General features: G+C 60.7%; 14 protein-coding genes. 1 reads left to right on the top strand and 13 read right to left on the bottom strand.

Features of this window, described 5'->3' with window-relative positions:
- Positions 1 to 26: 26 nt before the first annotated feature.
- From trpE to ACZZ0A_RS22710, 10 genes are all read right to left on the bottom strand, one after another.
- Positions 27 to 1,508 carry an anthranilate synthase component I gene (gene trpE, locus ACZZ0A_RS22665; protein WP_095112702.1) on the bottom strand — a complete coding sequence of 494 codons (1,482 nt, stop codon included), beginning with the start codon at positions 1,506 to 1,508 and terminating at the stop codon, positions 27 to 29.
- A gap of 71 nt (positions 1,509 to 1,579) precedes the next feature.
- Entirely contained in the window at positions 1,580 to 2,398 is an 819-nt protein-coding gene (locus ACZZ0A_RS22670) for a phosphoglycolate phosphatase (RefSeq protein ID WP_095112703.1), read from the bottom strand.
- Complete coding sequence (rpe, locus tag ACZZ0A_RS22675; protein ID WP_007918813.1) at positions 2,395 to 3,069, bottom strand: ribulose-phosphate 3-epimerase; 675 nt, start codon at positions 3,067 to 3,069, stop codon at positions 2,395 to 2,397. The genes ACZZ0A_RS22670 and rpe overlap by 4 nt, the downstream gene beginning before the upstream one ends.
- Positions 3,070 to 3,183: 114 nt before the next feature.
- A complete protein-coding gene (locus ACZZ0A_RS22680; RefSeq protein WP_007918817.1) occupies positions 3,184 to 4,332 on the bottom strand; it encodes an iron-containing alcohol dehydrogenase in 1,149 nt (382 codons plus the stop codon).
- Positions 4,333 to 4,621: 289 nt separating this feature from the next.
- The gene (locus ACZZ0A_RS22685) at positions 4,622 to 5,446 is read right to left on the bottom strand and encodes an ABC transporter permease (protein ID WP_008084123.1); all 825 of its coding nucleotides are present in this window, start codon (positions 5,444 to 5,446) and stop codon (positions 4,622 to 4,624) included.
- A gap of 12 nt (positions 5,447 to 5,458) precedes the next feature.
- Positions 5,459 to 6,706: an ABC transporter permease gene (locus ACZZ0A_RS22690; RefSeq protein ID WP_273916165.1), complete on the bottom strand. Its 1,248-nt coding sequence runs from the start codon at positions 6,704 to 6,706 to the stop codon at positions 5,459 to 5,461.
- 200 nt (positions 6,707 to 6,906) lie between these two features.
- Positions 6,907 to 7,950: an ABC transporter substrate-binding protein gene (locus ACZZ0A_RS22695; RefSeq protein ID WP_038363355.1), complete on the bottom strand. Its 1,044-nt coding sequence runs from the start codon at positions 7,948 to 7,950 to the stop codon at positions 6,907 to 6,909.
- Positions 7,951 to 7,998: 48 nt separating this feature from the next.
- Positions 7,999 to 9,123: an ABC transporter ATP-binding protein gene (locus tag ACZZ0A_RS22700; RefSeq protein ID WP_007910151.1), complete on the bottom strand. Its 1,125-nt coding sequence runs from the start codon at positions 9,121 to 9,123 to the stop codon at positions 7,999 to 8,001.
- A gap of 348 nt (positions 9,124 to 9,471) precedes the next feature.
- Positions 9,472 to 10,101, bottom strand: a complete 630-nt coding sequence (locus tag ACZZ0A_RS22705; RefSeq protein ID WP_007910149.1) for a response regulator — start codon at positions 10,099 to 10,101, stop codon at positions 9,472 to 9,474.
- An 84-nt stretch (positions 10,102 to 10,185) separates the two neighbouring features.
- Positions 10,186 to 12,582, bottom strand: a complete 2,397-nt coding sequence (locus ACZZ0A_RS22710) for a PAS domain-containing sensor histidine kinase (protein WP_007910147.1) — start codon at positions 12,580 to 12,582, stop codon at positions 10,186 to 10,188.
- Between the two features lie 73 nt (positions 12,583 to 12,655).
- Between ACZZ0A_RS22710 and ACZZ0A_RS22715 the strand changes: the two genes are divergently transcribed.
- On the top strand, positions 12,656 to 13,645 hold the full coding sequence (locus ACZZ0A_RS22715; protein WP_095112707.1) for an alpha/beta hydrolase family protein: 990 nt from the start codon (positions 12,656 to 12,658) through the stop codon (positions 13,643 to 13,645).
- A gap of 122 nt (positions 13,646 to 13,767) precedes the next feature.
- Here the strand turns inward: ACZZ0A_RS22715 and ACZZ0A_RS22720 are convergent, their stop codons facing one another.
- From ACZZ0A_RS22720 to ACZZ0A_RS22730, 3 genes are read right to left on the bottom strand one after another with little or no spacing between them, the layout of a single operon-like run.
- Positions 13,768 to 14,535, bottom strand: coding sequence for a TerB family tellurite resistance protein (locus ACZZ0A_RS22720; protein ID WP_007910140.1), 768 nt, complete (start codon positions 14,533 to 14,535; stop codon positions 13,768 to 13,770).
- Between the two features lies 1 nt (position 14,536).
- Positions 14,537 to 15,208: an N-acetylmuramate alpha-1-phosphate uridylyltransferase MurU gene (gene murU / locus ACZZ0A_RS22725; RefSeq protein WP_007910138.1), complete on the bottom strand. Its 672-nt coding sequence runs from the start codon at positions 15,206 to 15,208 to the stop codon at positions 14,537 to 14,539.
- The gene (locus ACZZ0A_RS22730; RefSeq protein ID WP_414915554.1) at positions 15,205 to 16,224 is read right to left on the bottom strand and encodes an aminoglycoside phosphotransferase family protein; all 1,020 of its coding nucleotides are present in this window, start codon (positions 16,222 to 16,224) and stop codon (positions 15,205 to 15,207) included. Before ACZZ0A_RS22730 ends, murU begins: the two co-directional genes overlap by 4 nt.
- Positions 16,225 to 16,250 lie beyond the last annotated feature (26 nt).

Raw genomic sequence — 16,250 nt, forward strand, 5'->3', positions numbered from 1 at the left:
CACTCCTACAAGGGTTTTGTGTGGACTCAGGCTTCCGGGGTTTGCTCGGCCAGGGCGACGGCGCGGAACATCGCACGGCGTTTGTTCAGGGTTTCTTCCCATTCCAGCGCCGGCACCGAGTCGGCAACGATGCCGCCACCGGCCTGCACGTGCAGCTCGCCGTTCTTGATCACCGCCGTGCGAATCGCGATTGCAGTGTCCATGTTGCCGTTCCAGGCGAAATAACCGACCGCGCCACCGTACACACCACGCTTGACCGGCTCCAGTTCGTCGATGATTTCCATCGCGCGAATCTTCGGCGCACCCGACAAGGTGCCCGCCGGCAGAATCGCCCGCAGTGCGTCCATCGCCGTCAACCCGGCCTTCAACTGGCCGGTAACGTTGGAGACGATGTGCATCACATTGGAATAACGTTCGATGACCATTTTCTCGGTGAGCTTCACCGAGCCGATTTCCGAAACACGACCGGTATCGTTACGGCCCAGATCGATCAGCATCAAGTGCTCGGCGATCTCTTTGTCGTCCGACAGCAGATCTTCTTCCAGCGCCACATCGGCTTCTTCGGTGGCGCCACGTGGGCGAGTACCGGCAATCGGGCGCACGGTGATCAGATTGTCTTCAACCCGCACCAGCACTTCCGGCGAACTGCCAACGACGTGGAAGTCGCCGAAATTGAAGAAGTACATGTAAGGCGTCGGGTTGAAGCAACGCAGGGCGCGGTACAGATCGATGGGTGCAGCCTTGAAGTCGATCGACATGCGTTGCGACGGCACGACCTGCATGCAGTCACCGGCCAGGATGTATTCCTTGATGGTGTCGACGGCTTTTTCGTAATCGTCCTGAGTGAAACTGGAACGGAATACCGGATCAGCCGCCTGCTGCTTGCTGAAATCCAGGCCACGGCGCGGGGTGATCGGCTGACGCAGTTTTTCCAGCAATGCCTGCAATTGCGCCTGACCTTGTTCGAAGGCATCCGCCTGCGCAGGGTCGGCCAGGACGATCGCGTGCATCTTGCCGGCGAGGTTATCGAACACCACGACCGCGTCGGAGACCATCAGCAGAATGTCCGGCACACCCAGCGGATCCGGGTTCGGGCATTTGCCCAAGCGCTTCTCGACATAACGCACGCAGTCGTACCCGAAGTATCCGACCAGACCACCGTTGAAACGCGGAAGACCGGCGATAGTCGGCACGTTGTAGCGCGCCTTGAAGGTTTCAACGAAGGCCAGCGGGTCTTCAACATCGTGGCTTTCGGTTTCAACGCCATCAACGGTGATGCTGACGTGATGGTCGTGAACCCGCAGCACGGTGCGGCACGGCAGGCCGATGATCGAGTAACGGCCCCACTTCTCGCCGCCCTGCACCGATTCAAGCAGGTAGGAGTTGGGCTGGTCGGCCAGTTTCAGGTAAATCGACAGCGGCGTGTCGAAGTCGGCCAGGGTTTCGCAGGCCAACGGAATGCGGTTGTAGCCGTCAGCGGCCAAGCGCAGGAATTCTTCGCGGATCATAAGGTGCCTCGTGGTGTGAGGGGCAAATCAGTCAGGTATGCAAACGCGCCGGCAGGCCGGCCAGGAACAAGTCAGGCGCGCCAACGCCAGCGGGCCAAGGCCTTGATGACTTTCATCCAGAGTTTGCGAGTGACCACCACGATGGCGTTTCCAGAATGGGATTGAGCAGCGTCGGGCAACGTTATCTCAGCGGCCGAACCGAGGCAACCGGGAATTAGCTTGCGCAGATCGTCGATCACCAGCGCCGGTGATTCTTCGGCAATCGGTCGGCCATGGTTGTAGCCATAACTCAGCGCTACGCATTTGACCCCCGCCGCTTTCGCCGCCAGCACGTCGCTGCGCGAGTCGCCGACGAACAACGATTGCGAGGCCGGAATGTTGGCCATTTTCATTACAAAAAACAGCGCGGCTGGATCCGGTTTCTTCTGCGGCAAGGTATCGCCGCCAATGATCCACTTGAAGTAGCGGCCGATTTTCATCTGATCCAGCAACGGCGCGACGAAGCGCTCCGGCTTGTTGGTGATCAGCGCCATGGCCACGCCCTGCTTGTGCAGCCATTTGAGGGTGTCGCGCACGCCGGGATAGACCACGGTCAGCTCATGGCTGGCGCCGTAGGCTTGCATGAACACTTCCAGTGCATGCTCGGCCTCAACGTCATCCACCGCCGAATGATCGATGCCACCGGCCAAGGCGCGGCGCACCAGGACCGGCGCGCCGTTGCCCACCCACTCGCGCACCGATTCGATGCCCGCAGGTTGGCGGCCAAGTGAGAGCAGCATGGTGTCCACCGCCGCTGCCAGGTCTGGAACCGAGTCGATCAGTGTGCCATCCAGATCGAACATCACCAGCCGTGGCAGTTTCCCCGGGAACAGCTGCTCAAACCCGCTCATGGGCGCGCCAGCGCCAGTTCGGAGCGCATCTTGTCGATGACTTCCTGATAGTTCGGCGCATTGAAGATCGCCGAGCCGGCAACAAAGGTGTCAGCGCCCGCCGCGGCGATTTCGCGGATGTTGTTGACGTTGACGCCACCGTCGATTTCCAGACGGATGTCACGGCCCGAGGCATCGATGATCGCTCGCGCTTCGCGCAGTTTGTCGAGGGTGCCGGGAATGAATTTCTGCCCGCCGAAGCCTGGGTTGACGCTCATCAGCAAGACCATGTCGACCTTGTCGATCACGTACTTGAGCACGTCCAGCGGCGTCGCCGGGTTGAACACCAGACCGGATTTGCAGCCACCTTCACGGATAAGTTGCAGCGAACGATCAACGTGCAGCGTGGCTTCCGGGTGGAAGGTGATGTAGGTGGCGCCGGCTTCGATGAAGTCGCCAACGATACGATCCACCGGGCTGACCATCAGGTGCGCATCGATCGGCGCGGTGACGCCGTACTTGCGCAATGCCGCGCAGACCATCGGACCGATGGTCAGGTTTGGCACGTAGTGGTTGTCCATGACGTCGAAGTGGACGAAGTCGGCGCCAGCGGCAAGAACGTTGTCTACTTCCTCGCCGAGGCGGGCGAAGTCGGCGGAGAGAATCGACGGAGCAATTACGAAGGGCTGCATGACGCACCTTTTCTGAGCTAAATCACGATGGCGCGCATTGTATACCTCAAGTTTCCAAGCGCGCACCGTGACCGCGATGATTGGGTTGTGCCATGACGGAGGACCGGCGCTGACTCAATACGCCGCGCGGTAGATCTTCTCGATGTCCCCAGCGCTGAGTTTGCGCGGATTGTTGCGCATCAGCCGCTCAATGCCCGCCGCTTCCACGGCCATCGCCGGGATTGCCTCTTCCGGCACACCGAAACTGCGCAGCCCGGCCGGAATTTCCACGGCTGCGCACAGATCGCTCATTGCCTGCACGGCTTTATCCGCTGCTTCGGCGGCACTCAGATGAGCAGTCTTCACCCCCATGGCTTCGGCAATATCCTGCATGCGTTCGACGCAGGCCATCTTGTTCCATGTCATGACATACGGCAGCAGCAAGGCATTGCTGACGCCATGGGCAATGTTGAAACGCCCGCCCAGCGGATACGCCAGCGCATGCACCGCGCCGACCCCGGCATTGCCGAACGCCATGCCGGCCATCAGGCTGGCGGTGGCCATGTCTTCGCGGGCTTGCAGGTTGGTGCCGTTGGCGTAGGCCTTGGGCAACGCGTTGGCGATCAGCTTGATGGCGCCGATGGCCAGCGAGTCGGTGATCGGCGAGGCATTCACCGACAGATAGGATTCGATGGCGTGCACCAGCGCGTCGACACCACTGGCGGCGGTGACGCTGCGCGGGCAGGTCAGGGTCATCTGCGGGCTGACCAGCGCCACGTCCGGTAATAGAAAGTCGCTGACGATGCCTTTCTTCAACTGCGCGACTTTGTCCGAGAGGATCGCGACGTTGGTAACTTCGGAACCGGTGCCGGCGGTGGTCGGGATGGCGATCAGCGGCGGGCCTTTGCGCGGCACCTGGTCGACGCCGAACAGGTCCTCCAGCGCGCCGTGGTAACCGGCGTAGGCGGCGACACTTTTGGCGATGTCGATGGCACTGCCGCCACCGAGGCCGATCAAACCGTCATGCCCGCCTTCGCGGTAAACACGCATGCAGTCTTCGACGATGGCAATTTCCGGGTCTGGCAAAACGCGGTCGAAAATCTCGTAGTCGCGCCCACCGAGTTGCACCAGCGCCAGCTCTACCGTGCCGGATTTGACCAAGGCTGCGTCGGTGACGATCAGCGGGTTGTCGATGTCGAGGCGTGTGAGTTCGGCGGCCAGTTGCTCGATGGCAGCGGCGCCGGTGATCAGTTTGTGAGCGATTTTGAACTGGGACAGACTCATCGTGCGCAGCCTCTTATAGATGTGGGAGCTGGGCACAAGATTAGCTGGGGATTTGGGGTTGTCTGCTATTCATCTGGTGAATGACCTATCGAGGGCAAGAGCAAGAGCCCCTCACCCTAACCCTCTCCCAGTGGGAGAGGGGACTGACCGAGTTGTACTCTCGAAGTACACCGACCTGAATTACCGAGTCGAACTCAGGCCTTGAACAGCACGAATATCTGCTCCCTTTCCCCCTCGCCCCCGCTGGGGGAGAGGGCTGGGGTGAGGGGGTAAGCTCTTGATCTGGCCCTTAAACCTGAGCAGTCCGCAGTTTTTCGCTGCGGCCACGTAGCCATTCCAGCGTCAGCAGCAAGATGACCGAGAAGGCAATCAGCAAAGTAGCCGCAGCCGCAATCGTCGGACTCAGGTTCTCACGAATCCCGCTAAACATCTGTCGAGGCAACGTCGCCTGCTCAGGCCCGGCAAGAAACAACGTCACCACCACCTCATCAAACGAAGTCGCAAACGCAAACAGCGCCCCGGAAATCACCCCCGGCGCAATCAGCGGCAAGGTCACCCGACGGAACGCAGTCAACGGCGATGCACCCAAACTCGCCGCCGCCCGCACCAGATTATGGTTAAACCCCTGCAACGTCGCCGACACCGTGATGATCACAAACGGCACACCCAACACCGCGTGCACCACAATCAGCGAGAAGAAGCTGTTACCCAAACCCAGCGGCGCAAAAAACAGATAACTCGCCACACCAATGATCACCACCGGCACCACCATCGGCGAAATCACCAGCGCCATTACCAGCGCTTTACCGGGGAAGTCACCGCGAGTAAGACCGATCGCCGCCAGCGTACCGAAGATCATCGCCAGCACCGTCGCCGCCGGGGCGACGATGATGCTGTTCTTCAGTGCACGCATCCATTCCGCCGAAGCGAAGAAGTCGTGGTACCACTGCAGCGAAAAGCCCTGCAGCGGATAGACCAGAAAACTCCCCGAGTTGAACGACAGCGGAATGATCACCAGCACCGGCAGAATCAGGAACAACAGAATCAGGCCGCAGAGGATCCGCAGGCTGTAGAACCACACCCGTTCAATGGGCGACATGTAAGGACTCAGCATCTCGAATTCCCCTTAGCTCAGGCGCAGGCGACTGGCGCCGACCAGCCAGCTGTAAATCAGATAAAGCACCACGGTCGCCAGCAGCAACAGCCCGCCCAGCGCGGTGGCCATGCCCCAGTTGATGCTGGTGTTGGTGTAGAAGGCGACGAAGTAGCTGACCATTTGATCGTTCGGGCTGCCGAGCAGCGCCGGGGTGATGTAGTAGCCGATGGCGAGGATGAACACCAACAGGCAACCGGCGCCGACGCCGGCATAGGTCTGCGGGAAGTACACCCGCCAGAAACTGGCGAACGGGTGGCAGCCGAGGGAAATCGCTGCACGCATGTAAGTCGGCGAGATGCCTTTCATCACGCTGTAAATCGGCAGGATCATGAACGGCAGGAGGATATGCACCATCGAGATGTACACGCCGGTGCGGTTGAACACCAGTTCCAGCGGTTTATCGATGATGCCCATGGCCATCAGGCCACTGTTGATCAGACCACCCGATTGCAGCAGCACGATCCATGCGGCGACGCGCACCAGAATCGACGTCCAGAACGGCAGCAGGACCAGAATCATCAGTAGGTTGCTTTGCCGCGATGGCAGGTTCGCCAGCAGATAGGCCAATGGATAAGCGAGCACCAGGCAGATCACGGTGATGACCAGGCCCATCCAGAAGGTGCGGGCGAAGATGTCGAGGTAGATCGCCTGATCCGGAGTGGCCGGGGCGACTTCGCCGAGGTCGTCGATACGGTGATCGACCGCCGCCAGCAGGTAATACGGGGTGATGCTGCTGGTGTTGCGTTTGACCGCTTGCCAGTAGGCCGGGTCGCCCCAACGTTCGTCGAGTGCTTCCAGCGCTTCTTTATAAGAGGCCGGTTCGCTGGCGAATGGCAGCGCCCGGGCGGTTTTGGTCAACAGGCTGCGATAGCCGGCCAACTCCATGTTCAAGCGCTTGGACAGATCGCCCAGCGTCTGGTTTTTGCGCGCTTCGGCGAGGTCTTCGCCGGCGGCTTTGTAGACCGGTTCAGCGGGCAGGCCGCGGCCGTCCCAACTGGCGATGGCCGCCACGGTGCGCGGCATGCCGCCGACCACTTCGGGGTTGCCGACGCTTTTGTAGAGCAGCGCCACGATCGGCACCAGAAACACCAGCAACAGAAACAGCACCAGCGGCGCAATCAGCGCTTGAGCCTTCCAGCGGTTGACCCGCTCGGCGCGCTTGAGCTTCTGCTTCAAGGTGGGGCTGTTGCCCTCGTTCAGGGGAACGGCGATGGCCATGACGTACTCCGCAAATCTTTGATCGTTACAGAGGTGGTGAATACCACCTCGAACTTTTGCTACTGATCGTTCCCACGCTCTGCGTGGGAATGAATCCAGTGACGCTCTGCGTCACACGGGGACGCGGAGCGTCCCGGGCGGCGTTCCCACGCAGAGCGTGGGAACGATCATCCGGAAAGCCGTCGGCCCGTATGCTCGGGTTACTTCGCAGCCCAGGAGTTGAAGCGCTGCTCCAGTTGCTCGCCGTTGTCAGCCCAGAAGCTGACGTCGATCTGCACCTGGTTGGCGATGTTTTCCGGGGTGGTCGGCATGTCTTTGAGGACGTCCTTGGCCAGCAGCGGTACGGCTTGGGTGTTAGCCGGGCCATAGGCGATGTTTTCCGAGTAGGTCTTCTGCTGCTGCGGCTGTACCGAGAAGGCGATGAATTTCTTCGCCGCTTCCGCGCGTTTGGCGTCCAGACCTTTCGGGATGGCCCAGGCGTCGAAGTCGTAGATGCCGCCGTTCCACACCACTTTCAGGTTGGATTCCTTCTGCACCGCCGCGATGCGACCGTTGTAAGCCGAGCTCATCACCACGTCACCGGAAGCGAGGTATTGCGGCGGTTGCGCGCCGGCTTCCCACCACTGAATGCTTGGCTTCAGCTCATCAAGCTTCTTGAACGCGCGATCCTGGCCGCCCTTGCTCGCCAGCTCTTTGTAGACGTCTTTCGGCGCTACGCCATCGGCCATCAAAGCGAATTCGAGGGTGTACTTGGCGCCTTTGCGCAGGCCACGTTTACCCGGGAATTTCTTGGTGTCCCAGAAATCCGCCCAACTGGTCGGGGCGGTTTTCAGCTTGTCGGCGTTGTAAGCCAGTACGGTCGACCAAACGAAGAAGCCCACGCCGCACGGCTGAATCGCGCCTTTGACGTAGTCTTCAGTCTTGCCGAACAGCGCCGGGTCGAGTTGTTCGAACATGTCTTCGTCGCAGCCACGGGACAGCTCTGGCGATTCAACTTCGACCAAGTCCCACGACACGCTCTTGGTGTCGACCATGGCTTTGACCTTGGCCATTTCGCCGTTGTACTCGCCAGCGACGATCTTGCCGTTGCCCGCCGCTTCCCACGGTGCATAGAAGGCTTTGACTTGCGCGGCCTTGTTCGCCCCGCCAAACGACACCACGGTCAAATCCGGGCCGGCGGCCATCGCGCTGGCCGCACCCATCAGGCCCAGGGTCAGGGCGGTGAACTTCAGGGATCTCAACATTTATTGTTCTCTCCACGTGCAGGGTTGGTGTTGGTATTGCCGGGGCGATCAGTTCGCCTCTAGAAGAGGATCGAGTGCGCGTACGTGCTCGACCTGCCAGCCAAGCGGAACCACGTCACCGACCGCGAGCGCTGGATCGAGCTCGGCAATCGGCTGTTTCACGAAGAAGTCGGTCTTGCCGCAGACTTCCAGGCGAACCCGGACGTGGTCGCCCAGATAGATGAATTCCGCCACCCTCCCTGAGAAGCGGTTAACGCATTGATCGCTGGAACCGTTGAGACTGATGCGCTCCGGACGGATCGACAAAGTCACCGGTTCGCCGGTCTGGCCGACGTTGACCGCCAGCGCCTCGACCTTTTCGCCACGGCCCAACTCGACCACGCAACGCTCGCCGTTCTGGCTCAACAGGCGACCGTTAAGGCGGTTGTTTTCACCGATGAAGTTGGCAACAAAGGTATTTTTCGGTTCTTCGTAAAGTGTGCGCGGCGGGGCGATCTGCTGGATTTCGCCCTGATGGAATACCGCAACGCGATCGGACATGGTCAGCGCTTCGCCCTGATCGTGGGTCACGTAGACCACGGTTACGCCGAGGCGCTGGTGCAGGTGTTTGATTTCCATCTGCATGTGTTCACGCAGTTGTTTGTCGAGGGCGCCGAGGGGTTCGTCCATCAGCACCAGTTGCGGTTCGAACACCAGCGCGCGGGCCAGCGCCACACGCTGCTGCTGACCACCGGACAACTGCGCCGGGTAGCGCGAGGCAAACGCATCGAGCTGGACCATGCTGAGGACTTTCTTGACCTTGTCGTTGACGTCGCTCTTATTCAGGCCACGCACGCTCAGCGGGAACGCGAGGTTTTCGGCGACGGTCATGTGCGGGAACAGCGCGTAGTTCTGGAACACCATGCCGATATCACGCTTGTGTGGCGGCACGTTGTTGATCGAACGCCCGGCCAGGAGGATCTCGCCAGCGGTCGGCGTTTCGAAACCGGCGAGCATCATCAGGCTGGTGGTCTTGCCGGAACCGGACGGCCCGAGCAGGGTGAGAAATTCGCCTTTGCGAATGTCCAGGTTGAGGTCTTTGACGATCAGGTTCTCGCCGTCGTAGCTCTTCTGCACTCCACGAAAGCTGACCAGCACATCACTGGCCCCTGCGTTTGTATCGACCTGGCTCATACCCACACCTTTGTTGTTGATGACTGCTTGTGGGTTAAGCCTAGTGGCTGCTGACAGGCGCGCAAATCGGGGCGCAGGAGAGAATCGCCTCAGCCGGATGGAAGGTTGGGGGTAGGGATTGCCCTACAAGGATGGCGCTAATGGATAAGGCAGTGGCGAGGGTTGAGCTGCAAGCTGCAAGAACAAGCAAAAGCGCCTGTCGCTAACAGATATGCTCACAATCCAGGGTTAAACAACGAAACCTGTGGGAGCTGGCTTGCCAGCGATAGCGGTGGATCAGCCGACATTGATGTGATTGACATGCCCTCATCGCTGGCAAGCCAGCTCCCACAGAGTTTTGTGGTGCATTTAGAGGAGTTTGTGTTCCATCGCGTATTTGACCAGTTCGGCCAGCGAGGTGATGTTGAGCTTCTGCATCAGCCGCGCCTTGTGGGTGCTGATGGTTTTGCTGCTCAGCGCCAGTTGCTGGGCGATGTCGTTGACGTTGGCGCCCTGGGCCAGGCGTTCGAACACCGAGAACTCGCGTTCGGACAGCAACGAATGCAGCGGCCGTGCATCGGTCAGGCCGACTTCAAACACCATGCGATCCGCCAGATCCGGATCAATGTATCGCCCACCCGCCGCGACTTTGCGAATGGCGGTGAGCAACAGCGCCGGGTCACTGTCCTTGGTCGCATACCCGGCGGCGCCGACCTTCAGCGCCCGCGCAGCCATCTGCGCTTCGTCGTGCATAGATAGCACCAGGATCGCCGGTGGATTGTTCAGCGCACGGATTCGCGGGATCGCCTCCAGGCCATTGACCCCGGGCATGGAGATGTCCAGCAGCACCACTTCGCATGGCACGCTGCGCAGGGCCTCAAGCAATTGCTCGCCATTGCTCGCCTCGCCCACTACTTGCAGATCCTTGGCCAGGCCAATCAATTGCTTGATGCCTTCGCGGACGATGGTGTGGTCTTCGGCTACCAGTACACGGATCACGTTTTTCTCCAGATTTCAGGTACACAGCAATCCCTGTGGGAGCGAGCCTGCTCGCGAAAGCGTCAGCCCAAACACCACATATCTTCAAACCTCACTCACCGGCACCCAAACATTCAGACTGGTGCCCTCCCCCGGCTCACTCTCCAGCACCAACCGCCCGCCCATGATCAGCACCCGCTCACGCATGCCGACCAGGCCAAACGAAGTCGGTCGACCGCTGGCGGGAACAAATCCTACGCCATCATCACTGACCGTCAGACATAACTCATCGCCTTCCAGCGCCAACGTCAGTTCCACAGTATGCGCCTGAGCATGGCGCATCACATTGGTCAGCGCCTCCTGCAAGATCCGGAACAAGCCAATTGCCTTGGCATCACTGAGTACCGGCAGATTATCCGGTACCTGCACCAGACACGGGATCAGCGTACGCGCCTCGAAGCGCCGCGCCTGCCACTCGATCGCCGAGGCAATCCCGGCATCGAGAATCGGCGGTCGCAGCGCCGTGGCCACGTCGCGCACCAACTGGAACAACTGAGCGATCAGGCGTTTCATGCTGTTCAACCGCTCGTTCAACCCCGGATCGAGTTGCGCGTAGGCTAACTCGCACATCGATGTTTCCAGCTTCAGCACGGTCAACATCTGCCCCAGTTCATCGTGAACCTCGCGGGCAATGCGCGCCTTCTCTTCTTCACGCACGCTCTCAAGGTGCGCCGACAGTTCGCGCAGTTGCTCACGGGAGGCCGCCAGTTCCAGCTCGATACGCTTGCTCTCGGTGATGTCCCAGACGATGCCGTCCCAGACATAGGCGCCATCCTCCAGTTGCCGGGTGATCGCCTTGATCTCGGCCCAGCGCTGCTGGCCTTGACGCGTGAGGATCCGACCCTGCCACGACCAGTCACTGTCGGTGTCCAGAGCCTGATCCTGAGTGCGGTGATAACTCGCCTTATCGTCGGGATGCACCAGGCTGCGCAGACCCATGTCGCGATGGGCTATGGTGGCCGGGGCGTAACCGACCAGGCTTTCGCTGCCCTCGCTGATGTAGGCAAAGTCGATCTGCCCGGTCACCGGCGCGCGCTCCAGACGAAACACCAATCCCGGCACGTTGGCGGCGATGCCTTGCAGACGCGCCTCGCTTTCCTGCAACGCGGCGAGGGCGCGACGGCGCTCGGTGACGTCGGTGAGGTACACCACCAGGTATTCACTGTCGCGAAAGCGCAGGAAACTCAGCGAGACATCCGCCGGCAAAATACTGCCGTCAGCCCGCACGCAACTGGTTTCGAAACTCAGCGGACCTTCTTCACTGGCCCGCGCGCGCTTCCACAGATTGAGCCAGCGGTCCATGTGCAGACCCGGTTCGAAGTCGATCAATGGCCGTTCGATCAGTCCGCCCGAGGGATAACCGAGCATGATTTCCGCCGCGCGATTGGCGTAGCGCACATGGCTGTCCCAGTTGACCCAAAGGATGCCGACGGTGCTTTGGTCGATGGAGAACTGCGTCAACCGCAGCGCTTCTTCGTTGGCCGCGCGCAAGGCGATGTCTTCCCGGGCGGCCAGCAATCGCTGTTCGAGGCTGTGCTGTTGGCGACGCTGCCAGAACACGATCGCGACACAACTGAGCAGCATCACTGCAAACAACAAGCTGAGGTTTTGCCAGAACCCCGGCGACTCCGAGAGTCGCGGATATTTCGGTTGCAGCCACTGGTTGTGTAACTGCTCCAGATCCTTGGCCGGGATTGCACGCAGCGCACTTTGAAGGATGCCGGCCAACTCTGGCCAATCGCGGCGCGAGCCGACGCGCAGCAGTTGTGGCAGGCCGATATCGCCGACCACCACCAGCCCGGCGAACTCAGGCTCTACCGACAAGCGCCCGAGTTGCGCCTCATCGACCACGGCGTAGGCGGCCTGCTGACTCAACAGCAACTGCAAGGCCTGACGCTCCAGTGGTACACCTTGCAGATTCAGATGGGGGTAGTTGCCGCGCAGGTAATCAGCCGTGCTGCTGGGCATGCGCACGGCGACGCGGATCTGGCTGTCGAGCTTCTCCAGATCGACCACACCACTGGCCTTCTGGTCGCTGACCACCAGTTGCGGCACGCGCATGTACGGATCAGAGAACTGCCACAGACGCAGGGCACTCGGGGTCTGGCTCAGGCCCGGAGCGATATCGATCTCGCCCTCGCGCATGGCGGCGTCCAATTGCGCGAGATCCTGAAAATTGCGCCAGCTCAGTTCGACATTGAGCACCTTGGCCAGCAACTTCATCAGCTCGACGTTGGCCCCCGACAGCCGTTGCAAGCGCCGGTCGTATTGCGCATACGGGGCTTGCAACACCAGGCCGACGCGCAATTCATTGTGTTGCGCCAGCCATTGCTGCTGGCTTGCCGACAACTGTGCGAGATGAGAAGGCGGCGCAGGCGCCGCCCAGCCCATCAAGGGAAACCACAAACAGCCGATAACCCACAGGCAGCAAAATCGCTTCATTGAAGTCTCATACACTGACAAATTCTGACCAACCCATTAGGCTGCCGGGATACTTTCTGGCCTGGAATAACCGATGCCCTCTGTCTACCGCCTGGCAATGCCAGCATTGTGCCTGTCGCTGCTCCTGCCTTGTGCGTTTTCCGTCGAAGCCGCCGATCCGGCACCCGCCGCCACAGCGGAAAAACCGGCCGAAGAAAAACCGGCCGAACGCCAGCCACTGCTTGAGCGTAGTCAGGAAGAGGCCGCCGCACTGGAACGTAAAGTCCCGGCGCAAGAACAGCAACAGTTGCAGGCCGGTACCGACACCTTCCTCGCCCTGTGGAAACCGGCCAACACTGCCGAACCGAAAGGCGCAGTGATCATCGTCCCCGGCACCGGCGAAACCGCTGACTGGCCGCAGGCAATCGGCCCGTTGCGGCGCAAACTGCCGGATGCAAAATGGAGCAGCCTGAGTATTACGCTGCCCGACTTGCAAAGCGACGCCTTTGCACCGCGCGTGGTCGAGGCACCCGCTGTGCCGAAAGCCCCGGAGTCCGGCAGCAAGGACTCCACCACCGCGCAGCCGATCGAGCAAGCCGCTGGCGGTGAAGCAGAAGTGGCGGATCAGGTGGTCGCTGAAACCACTGAAGAGCAATCCAAGGCCGACGCCGAACGCATCTTCGCGCGCATCGACGCCGCGATTGCTTACGCCGAGCAGCAGAGCGCACGCAGCATTGTCGTGCTTGGGCACGGCACTGGCGCCTATTGGGCCGCGCGATACCTGAGCGAGAAACAAACGGCGCAGGTAGAAAAGTTCGTCATGGTCGATGCGCAGATGCCAGCCAAGGCCAAACCGCCACTGGCCGAAGTGACGCCGACACTGAAGCTGCCGACCGCCGATATTTTCTATATGGACAAGCCGCTGGATCGCAACGCCGCGCTGGAGCGCATGCAGGCGAGCAAGCGTTTGAAGACCTCGGCGTTCAGCCAGGTCGCGCTCAAGGCTTTGCCGGATAACAAGGCTGAACAGGAACAGTTGTTCCGCCGGGTGCGTGGCTGGCTGAACCCGCAGAACACGGACTGACAGAAAGACCGAGTCGCCCCCTTCGCGAGCAGGCTCGCTCCCACATGGATCTGCGTACACAGTCCATGGTGGGAGCGAGCCTGCTCGCGAAGAGGCCAGCGCAGTCGCTACACATCTAACGGTTAGCGAAAATCCCGCCGCTCACGAATCAACGTGTAGGCGTTGTGCAGCTCACGGGTTTTTTCGGTGGCTTCACGCACCTGCACTGGCGTCGCCCCCGACCCGGCAATCTTGTCCGGATGATGACGACTGAGCAGGCGCCGATAGGCGCGCTTGATCTGCGCCGGTTCACTGGACGCCGACACGCCCAATAAACGCATCGCCTCCTGATAACTCACAGCAGCGCTGACGATCGGTCGTTTGCCCGGTTCGTAATCATTGGCCAGTGCCTGCACCTGATGCGTTGTCCAGCCCAGCCACTTGCCCCATTGCGCCAGCAGTTCACGCTCACTGACACCCGCGCGACCATCGGCCCAGACCATCCGCCAACAGGCGCGCAACACACCTTCGGCGGCATGCGGCTGCGCACTCAGGCGCCGTAGATAACCGCGCAGATTGTCGCTGCCGGACTTGCCGCGATTGAACGCGGCAATCGCCCGACGCGTAGCCGGCTCGCTCATTTCCAGCGCACGCATTTCGTTACGCGCCTGCTGGATATGCCCGTCAGTGACCCGACCGTCACTTTTGGCCAGGCGCCCGAGCAGCACAAACAACAATTCGTCATTGCGCAACATCGGCCGACCGCCGAGTTTTTCGCGCAAATGCCCCCAGCTCTGCAAGTGCAGGCGCCGATCCAGCGCCTGTCCCAACAATGCCCCAAGCATGGCCCCCGGAATGCTGGCAATCGCAAAACCCGCTCCGGCTCCAATCAGAGTCCCTGGCCACAACATGTCAGCGACTCGCTTCTATCAATGCTTCAGCTTCGGCCAGACGCTCGTGCGTGCCGACGTCCACCCAGTGACCTTTCAGACGTTCGCCCGTGACTTCGCCAGCCGCCATGGCGTTACGCAACAGCGGCGCCAGTTTGAAGGCACCGTCGGTACAGCCGTCGAACAGTTGCGGATGCAATACGGCAATGCCGCTGTAAGTCAGGGTCGCAGCGTCCGGCTGACCGTCGTGCACTTCGCCGTCGACCAGTGTGAAATCACCGCGCGGGTGGTGCGCCGGATTGTCCGCCAGTACCAGATGCGCGAGCCCGTTGATCGGCTGGTGCAGGACGCTGAAGTCGTAATCGGTCCAGATATCACCGTTCACCACCAGAAACGCATCATCGCCGAGCAACGGCAGCGCACGGAAAATCCCGCCGCCGGTTTCCAGTGGCTCACCTTCCGGCGAATACTGAATGCTCACGCCAAATTGCGAGCCGTCGCCCAGATAATCTTCGATCTGCTGACCGAGCCAGGCGTGATTGATCACGATCTCGTTGAACCCTGCGGCAGCGAGAGCCCGCAGGTGATATTCGATCAGTGGGACACCGCCGGCACGCACCAGTGGTTTCGGCGTAGTCAGGGTCAGCGGGCGCATGCGCTCGCCTTTGCCTGCCGCCAGAATCATTGCCTTCATGCTGTTGCTCCACCCCGCAGGCTGGTGAACAGCGCTTGCAGTTCTGCCAATTCAGGACGACGCGCAATCACCGCCTCTATATAAGAGAAGAAGCGCGGTACGTCGGCCAGATAACGCGGCTTGCCATCACGATGACAAATGCGCGCGAAGATGCCGATGACCTTCAGGTGGCGCTGTACGCCCATCAGGTCACTGGCGCGCAGGAAGTCTTCGAAGTCCGGCTGCACCGGGATATTCAGTGCCGAGGCTTGCTGCCAGTAGCTTTCCAGCCAGCCGCGCACACGCTCTTCAGGCCAGCTGAGAAAGGCATCCTTGAACAGACAGGTCACGTCGTAGGTCACCGGGCCGTAGACCGCATCCTGGAAATCCAGCACACCGGGGTTCGGCTCGCTGAGCATCAGGTTGCGCGGCATGTAGTCGCGGTGCACCAGCACTTTGGGCTGCGCGAGTGCGCTGTCGATCAGCAGATCGCTGACCTGCTGCCACTGCTGTTGCTGGGTCGCGTCGAATTCGACACCGAGTTCACGCTTCACGTACCACTCGGGGAACAGTTCCAGCTCTCGGCGCAGCAAGGCAACGTCGTAGCTCGGCAACGGTGCGACCATCGGCAATTGCTGAAAAGCCAGCAGCGCTTGCAGGGCATCACTGAATAATGCGTCGGCATTTTCGCCATCGATCACGTCGAGATAGGTCTTGTTACCCAGGTCATTGAGCAAAAGAAATCCACGCTCAAGGTCCTCGGCATAAATTTTCGGCACATTTATTCCGGATTTCGCCAGCAAAAAAGCGATATCCACGAACGGTTTGCAGTTTTCCTGGGGCGGCGGCGCGTCCATCACGACGAAGCTGCGACCCTCGCCTTCCCAGCGGAAGTAGCGGCGGAAACTCGCGTCGCTGCTGGCCGCGGTCAACGTGGCCGGGGGCACGGTGCCCCAGCCCTGATCTGCAAACAGGATTGCCAACTGCTCATCGAGCCAAACTTTCAGGTGTTGCAAGCGTACATCTTGGTCAGGCATTGCAAGGGTCTCCGACGGCGCTAGCC

It is taken from the genome of Pseudomonas sp. AC242, assembly GCF_979258655.1.

What these genes read in the sequence shown, in the direction of transcription:
- ACZZ0A_RS22715 (WP_095112707.1), top strand. Translation starts at nt 12,656, where the DNA reads ATGCCCTCTGTCTACCGCCTGGCAATGCCAGCATTGTGCCTGTCGCTG.
- ACZZ0A_RS22695 (WP_038363355.1), bottom strand. Translation starts at nt 7,950, where the DNA reads ATGTTGAGATCCCTGAAGTTCACCGCCCTGACCCTGGGCCTGATGGGT.
- ACZZ0A_RS22730 (WP_414915554.1), bottom strand. Translation starts at nt 16,224, where the DNA reads ATGCCTGACCAAGATGTACGCTTGCAACACCTGAAAGTTTGGCTCGAT.
- ACZZ0A_RS22670 (WP_095112703.1), bottom strand. Translation starts at nt 2,398, where the DNA reads ATGAGCGGGTTTGAGCAGCTGTTCCCGGGGAAACTGCCACGGCTGGTG.
- murU (WP_007910138.1), bottom strand. Translation starts at nt 15,208, where the DNA reads ATGAAGGCAATGATTCTGGCGGCAGGCAAAGGCGAGCGCATGCGCCCG.
- ACZZ0A_RS22685 (WP_008084123.1), bottom strand. Translation starts at nt 5,446, where the DNA reads ATGCTGAGTCCTTACATGTCGCCCATTGAACGGGTGTGGTTCTACAGC.
- ACZZ0A_RS22690 (WP_273916165.1), bottom strand. Translation starts at nt 6,706, where the DNA reads ATGGCCATCGCCGTTCCCCTGAACGAGGGCAACAGCCCCACCTTGAAG.
- rpe (WP_007918813.1), bottom strand. Translation starts at nt 3,069, where the DNA reads ATGCAGCCCTTCGTAATTGCTCCGTCGATTCTCTCCGCCGACTTCGCC.
- ACZZ0A_RS22700 (WP_007910151.1), bottom strand. Translation starts at nt 9,123, where the DNA reads ATGAGCCAGGTCGATACAAACGCAGGGGCCAGTGATGTGCTGGTCAGC.
- ACZZ0A_RS22720 (WP_007910140.1), bottom strand. Translation starts at nt 14,535, where the DNA reads ATGTTGTGGCCAGGGACTCTGATTGGAGCCGGAGCGGGTTTTGCGATT.
- ACZZ0A_RS22680 (WP_007918817.1), bottom strand. Translation starts at nt 4,332, where the DNA reads ATGAGTCTGTCCCAGTTCAAAATCGCTCACAAACTGATCACCGGCGCC.
- trpE (WP_095112702.1), bottom strand. Translation starts at nt 1,508, where the DNA reads ATGATCCGCGAAGAATTCCTGCGCTTGGCCGCTGACGGCTACAACCGC.
- ACZZ0A_RS22710 (WP_007910147.1), bottom strand. Translation starts at nt 12,582, where the DNA reads ATGAAGCGATTTTGCTGCCTGTGGGTTATCGGCTGTTTGTGGTTTCCC.